This window comes from Streptomyces bobili, assembly GCF_002154575.1.
In the GTDB taxonomy this organism is placed as follows: Bacteria; Actinomycetota; Actinomycetes; order Streptomycetales; family Streptomycetaceae; genus Streptomyces; species Streptomyces bobili.
This window is the reverse complement of record NZ_MUBA01000149.1, coordinates 1-4,649: the sequence shown is the minus strand read 5'-3', so window position 1 is coordinate 4,649 and position 4,649 is coordinate 1. Positions and strand designations below refer to the sequence as shown.

The window sequence follows — 4,649 nt, the reverse complement described above, 5'->3', positions numbered from 1 at the left end:
CGCTCATCGGCCGGCCTCCTGTGTCGTGTTGAGGATGTTGACGCCCTTGAACAGGGCGGACGGGCAGCCGTGGGACACGGCCGCGACCTGGCCCGGCTGGGCCTTGCCGCAGTTGAAGGCGCCGCCCAGGACGTACGTCTGCGGGCCGCCGACGGCCGCCATGGAACCCCAGAACTCGGTGGTCGTCGCCTGGTATGCCACGTCCCGCAGCTGCCCGGTGATCCGCCCGTTCTCGATCCGGAAGAACCGCTGCCCGGTGAACTGGAAGTTGTAGCGCTGCATGTCGATCGACCAGGACCGGTCCCCGACGACGTAGATCCCGCGGTCCACGCTGCCGATCAGGCCCTCGGTGGACATCCCCGCCGGATCCGGCCGCAGCGACACGTTGGCCATGCGCTGCACCGGAACGTGCCCGGGGGAGTCGGCGAACGCGCACCCGTTGGAGCGCTCGAACCCGGTCAGCTTCGCGATCCGCCGGTCCAGCTGGTAGCCGACGAGCGTGCCGTCCTTGACCAGGTCCCAGGACTGCGCCTCGACGCCCTCGTCGTCGAAACCGACGGTCGCCAGGCCGTGCTCGGCGGTACGGTCACCGGTCACGTTCATCAGATCCGAGCCGTAGCGCAGCTTGCCGAGCTGGTCGAAGGTGGCGAAGGAGGTACCGGCGTAGGCCGCCTCGTAGCCGAGGGCCCGGTCCAGCTCCGTCGCGTGGCCGATCGACTCGTGGATGGTCAGCCAGAGATTGGACGGGTCGACCACCAGGTCGTACAGGCCCGGCTCGACGCTCGGCGCCCGCATCTTCTCCGCGAGCAGCTCCGGGATCCGCTCCAGCTCCTCGTCCCAGTCCCAGCCGGTGCCGGTGAGGTACTCCCAGCCGCGCCCGGCCGGCGGCGCGATCGTCCGCATCGAGTCGAACTCACCGCTGGACTCGTCCACCGACACCGCCGTCAGCGCCGGGTGCAGCCGCACCCGCTGCTGAGTGGTCACCGTGCCCGCGGTGTCGGCGTAGAACTTGTTCTCGTGGACGGTGAGCAGCGAGGCGTCGACATGGTCGACCCCGTCGGCCCCCAGCAGCCGCGCGCTCCAGTCCGCGAGCAGCGCCGCCTTGTCCTCGTCGGGCACCGTGAACGGATCGATCTCGTACGACGAGACCCAGGTGCGGTCGGCGTGCACCGGCTCGGCGGCCAGCTCCACCCGCTCGTCCGACCCGGCCGCCCTGATCACCTGCGCGGACAGCTTCGCCATCGCCACCGCCTGCGAGGCGACCTTGGCCGCGGCGTCCATCGTCAGGTCCACCCCGGACGCGAACCCCCACGTCCCGCCGTGCACCACGCGCACCGCGTACCCGAGGTCGGTGGTGTCCGACGACCCGGAGGGCCGGGCGTCCCGCAGCCGCCAGGACGCGCTGCGCACCCGCTCGAACCGGAAGTCCGCATGGTCGGCGCCGAGCGCACGCGCGCGTGCCAGGGCGGCGTCGGCGAGGGCCCGCAACGGCAGTGCCGTGAAACTTTCGTCGATGCTGTGAGGCACCTGGGTATCTCCCTGTGGTCGTCGCCTGTGATGGCTCCGATCATGTCGCGCGAGCGGACCCCGGGACCACAGCTTTCCGGCCCGCTCCGGCAACTTTCTGTAGAAACCCCACAGCCAGTCCCGTGACGCGCTGTCGGTGCCCTGATGTCCGAGCGCGTCGGCGTACCGATAGGTTTCGAGGGAAGCCGCCTGCCTTCCAGGTCTCGGGCGGTGTGTCAAGACCCCTACGGAAAGGGTGATCCGTTGAGCCGCTCGGTTCTCGTCACCGGAGGCAACCGAGGCATCGGCCTCGCCATCGCCCGCGCGTTCGCCGACGCCGGCGACAAGGTCGCGATCACATACCGGTCGGGGGAGCCGCCGGCCGGCTTCTTGGCCGTCAAGTGCGACATCACCGACTCGGAGCAGGTGGAGCAGGCCTACAAGGAGATCGAGGCCGAGCACGGCCCGGTCGAGGTCCTGATCGCCAACGCCGGCGTCACCAAGGACCAGCTCCTGATGCGCATGACCGAGGAGGACTTCACCTCGGTCCTGGACACCAACCTCACCGGCACCTTCCGCGTCGTCAAGCGCGCCAACCGCGCCATGCTGCGGGCCCGCAAGGGCCGGGTCGTGCTCATCTCCTCCGTGGTCGGGCTGCTCGGCTCCGCGGGACAGGCCAACTACGCCGCCTCCAAGGCCGGCCTGGTGGGCTTCGCGCGTTCCCTCGCCCGTGAGCTGGGGTCGCGCAACATCACCTTCAACGTCGTCGCGCCGGGCTTCGTCGACACCGACATGACGCAGGCGCTGACCGACGAGCAGCGTGCGGGCATCGTCTCGCAGGTGCCGCTCGGCCGGTACGCGCAGCCCGACGAGATCGCCGCGACGGTGCGGTTCCTCGCCTCGGACGACGCCTCGTACATCACTGGAGCCGTCATCCCCGTAGACGGCGGACTGGGAATGGGTCACTGATCACCATGAGCGGAATTCTCGAGGGCAAGCGCGTCCTGATCACCGGTGTGCTGATGGAGTCCTCCATCGCCTTCCACGCCGCCAAGCTGGCCCAGGAGCAGGGCGCGGAGATCATCCTGACCGCGTTCCCGCGGCCCACGCTGACCGAGCGCATCGCCAGGAAGCTCCCCAAGCCCACCAAGGTCATCGAGCTGGACGTGACCAACGACGAGCACCTGGGCCGGCTGGCCGACGTCGTCGGCGAGGAGCTGGGCGGCCTCGACGGCGTCGTGCACTCCATCGGCTTCGCCCCGCAGGACGCCCTCGGCGGCAACTTCCTCAACACGCCGTTCGAGTCGGTCGCCACGGCCATGCACGTCTCGGCGTTCTCCCTGAAGTCGCTCACCATGGCCTGCCTGCCGCTGATGCAGAACGGCGGCTCCGTCGTCGGCCTCACCTTCGACGCGCAGTACGCCTGGCCGCAGTACGACTGGATGGGCCCGGCCAAGGCCGCCCTGGAGGCCACCAGCCGCTACATGGCGCGTGACCTGGGCAAGCAGAACATCCGCTGCAACCTCGTCTCCGCGGGCCCCCTCGCCTCGATGGCCGCGAAGTCCATCCCGGGCTTCGGCGACCTGGCCGCCGTGTGGGACACCCGCTCCCCGCTCGAGTGGGACCTCAAGGACCCCGATCCGGCCGGGCGCGGCATCGTCGCCCTGCTGAGCGACTGGTTCCCGAAGACCACCGGCGAGATCATCCACGTGGACGGCGGCCTGCACGCCATCGGCGCCTGATCCCCGGCCACCTCGTCGACGCCCCGCCGCCCGCCTCGCGCGGGGAGCGGGGCGTCACCCGTTCGGCGCACCCGGCCGGGCGGCGGAGCGGCCACGCACCGCACTCTGAAGTGCGCGTCCGTCAAGCGTCTCCCTCCCCAGCCCGGCCGAGGAGGTCCCTTTGTGCGCCTGTTCCGCAGCGTGGCCCCAGTGACCGTCGCCGTCTGCCTCGTCCTGTCCCTGCCGAACGACGCGCGGCCCCACGCGCGCGTACCGGCACGGCACGCCGCCGTCGTCACGGAGGAACCGCTCGGCGCGGAGTGCCGGATCAGCGTGGAGGGGTCCCGGGTCACCGCCTACTGCCACAACCCCGACGCCGCCACGGACCGGGTACGCCTGCACATCGAGTGCGCACGCTGGTGGGACCTGGACACCGACGGCGCCCCCGCCGACGTGGGCCCCGCCGTGACCGTACGGCTGACCGGGCGCTGTTGGAAGGAGGTCGGCGCGGCCTGGGTCAGCCACCAGTTGGTGTGAACCGTCCGGGCCGGCACAGGAAGGGATAGCTCGCCGCCTCGACGGCCGCCGTCTCCGCGTCCCGCGCGCGGATGGCGTCGACCAGCCGCGTGTGGTCCATGTGCGTCTCCGGCGTCAGCTCCTCGCCGACGTCCTCGCGCAGCCAGTCCCGCAGAACCTCGCCGAGATCGGCGTACACGGCGGTCATCGCGTCGTTGTGGGAGGCGGCCATCACCGCCAGGTGGAAGGTCGCGTCCGCCGACACGAAGGCCTCGGCATCCCCCGACTCCCACGCCTCCTCGCGGCGCAGCAGCAGCGCGTCCAGCTGCTTGAGGTCCTTCTCCGTACGCCGCTCGGCGGCCAGCCGTGCCGCGCCCGACTCCAGGGTGGCGCGCAGTTCCGCGATGTGCCGCGGGTCGGCGTCGGCGAAACGGCGGTGCATCACGCCCGCCAGCTCGCTGGTCGCCACCACGTAGGTGCCCGAGCCCTGGCGGATGTCCAGCAGGCCGTTGTGCGCGAGCGCGCGGACGGCCTCGCGGACGGTGTTGCGGGCGACGCCCAGCTGCTCGACCAGCTCAGGCTCCGTCGGGATGCGCGAGCCCACCGGCCACTCGCCCGAGGTGATCTGCGTGCGCAGTGCGGCGATGACCTGCTCGGACAGCGCCGAGCGACGGGGATGGCTCAGGGGCATGGCACACCTTCGCACGGGCCGGGCCGGCAGAGAGCACTCGGGGATGGACAACCAATCATCCCATGATTCTATGATGGGCGACATGGCGAGCAAGGACACCATGCGCATGCGCGACACCGCACCCTCGACCGACGGACCCCCGCCGGCCGGCGGGTCCGCGGACCCCCGGGGGCGCCCGTCGGCCCCGCCGCCCGCCACGCGCGCGTGGGCGACCC

Annotated in this window: 5 protein-coding genes; 3 read left to right on the top strand and 2 right to left on the bottom strand. The window is 71.3% G+C overall.

Annotation, left to right across the window (positions count from 1 at the left end):
* Positions 1–3: 3 nt before the first annotated feature.
* Positions 4–1,527, bottom strand: coding sequence for a TldD/PmbA family protein (locus BZL64_RS13180; protein WP_086769322.1), 1,524 nt, complete (start codon positions 1,525–1,527; stop codon positions 4–6).
* A gap of 243 nt (positions 1,528–1,770) precedes the next feature.
* Here BZL64_RS13180 and fabG point away from each other — a divergent pair, with 243 nt between their 5' ends.
* The 3 genes from fabG (at position 1,771) to BZL64_RS13165 (ending at position 3,764) form a co-directional block, all read left to right on the top strand.
* On the top strand, positions 1,771–2,475 hold the full coding sequence (gene fabG, locus BZL64_RS13175; RefSeq protein WP_086769320.1) for a 3-oxoacyl-[acyl-carrier-protein] reductase: 705 nt from the start codon (positions 1,771–1,773) through the stop codon (positions 2,473–2,475).
* A gap of 5 nt (positions 2,476–2,480) precedes the next feature.
* Positions 2,481–3,248, top strand: a complete 768-nt coding sequence (fabI, locus tag BZL64_RS13170; protein WP_086769318.1) for an enoyl-ACP reductase FabI — start codon at positions 2,481–2,483, stop codon at positions 3,246–3,248.
* Between the two features lie 162 nt (positions 3,249–3,410).
* On the top strand, positions 3,411–3,764 hold the full coding sequence (locus tag BZL64_RS13165; RefSeq protein WP_086769316.1) for a hypothetical protein: 354 nt from the start codon (positions 3,411–3,413) through the stop codon (positions 3,762–3,764).
* Here BZL64_RS13165 and BZL64_RS13160 read toward each other — a convergent pair.
* Positions 3,745–4,434, bottom strand: coding sequence for a FadR/GntR family transcriptional regulator (locus tag BZL64_RS13160; protein ID WP_086769314.1), 690 nt, complete (start codon positions 4,432–4,434; stop codon positions 3,745–3,747). The two genes, BZL64_RS13165 and BZL64_RS13160, sit on opposite strands and share 20 nt — an antisense overlap.
* Positions 4,435–4,649 lie beyond the last annotated feature (215 nt).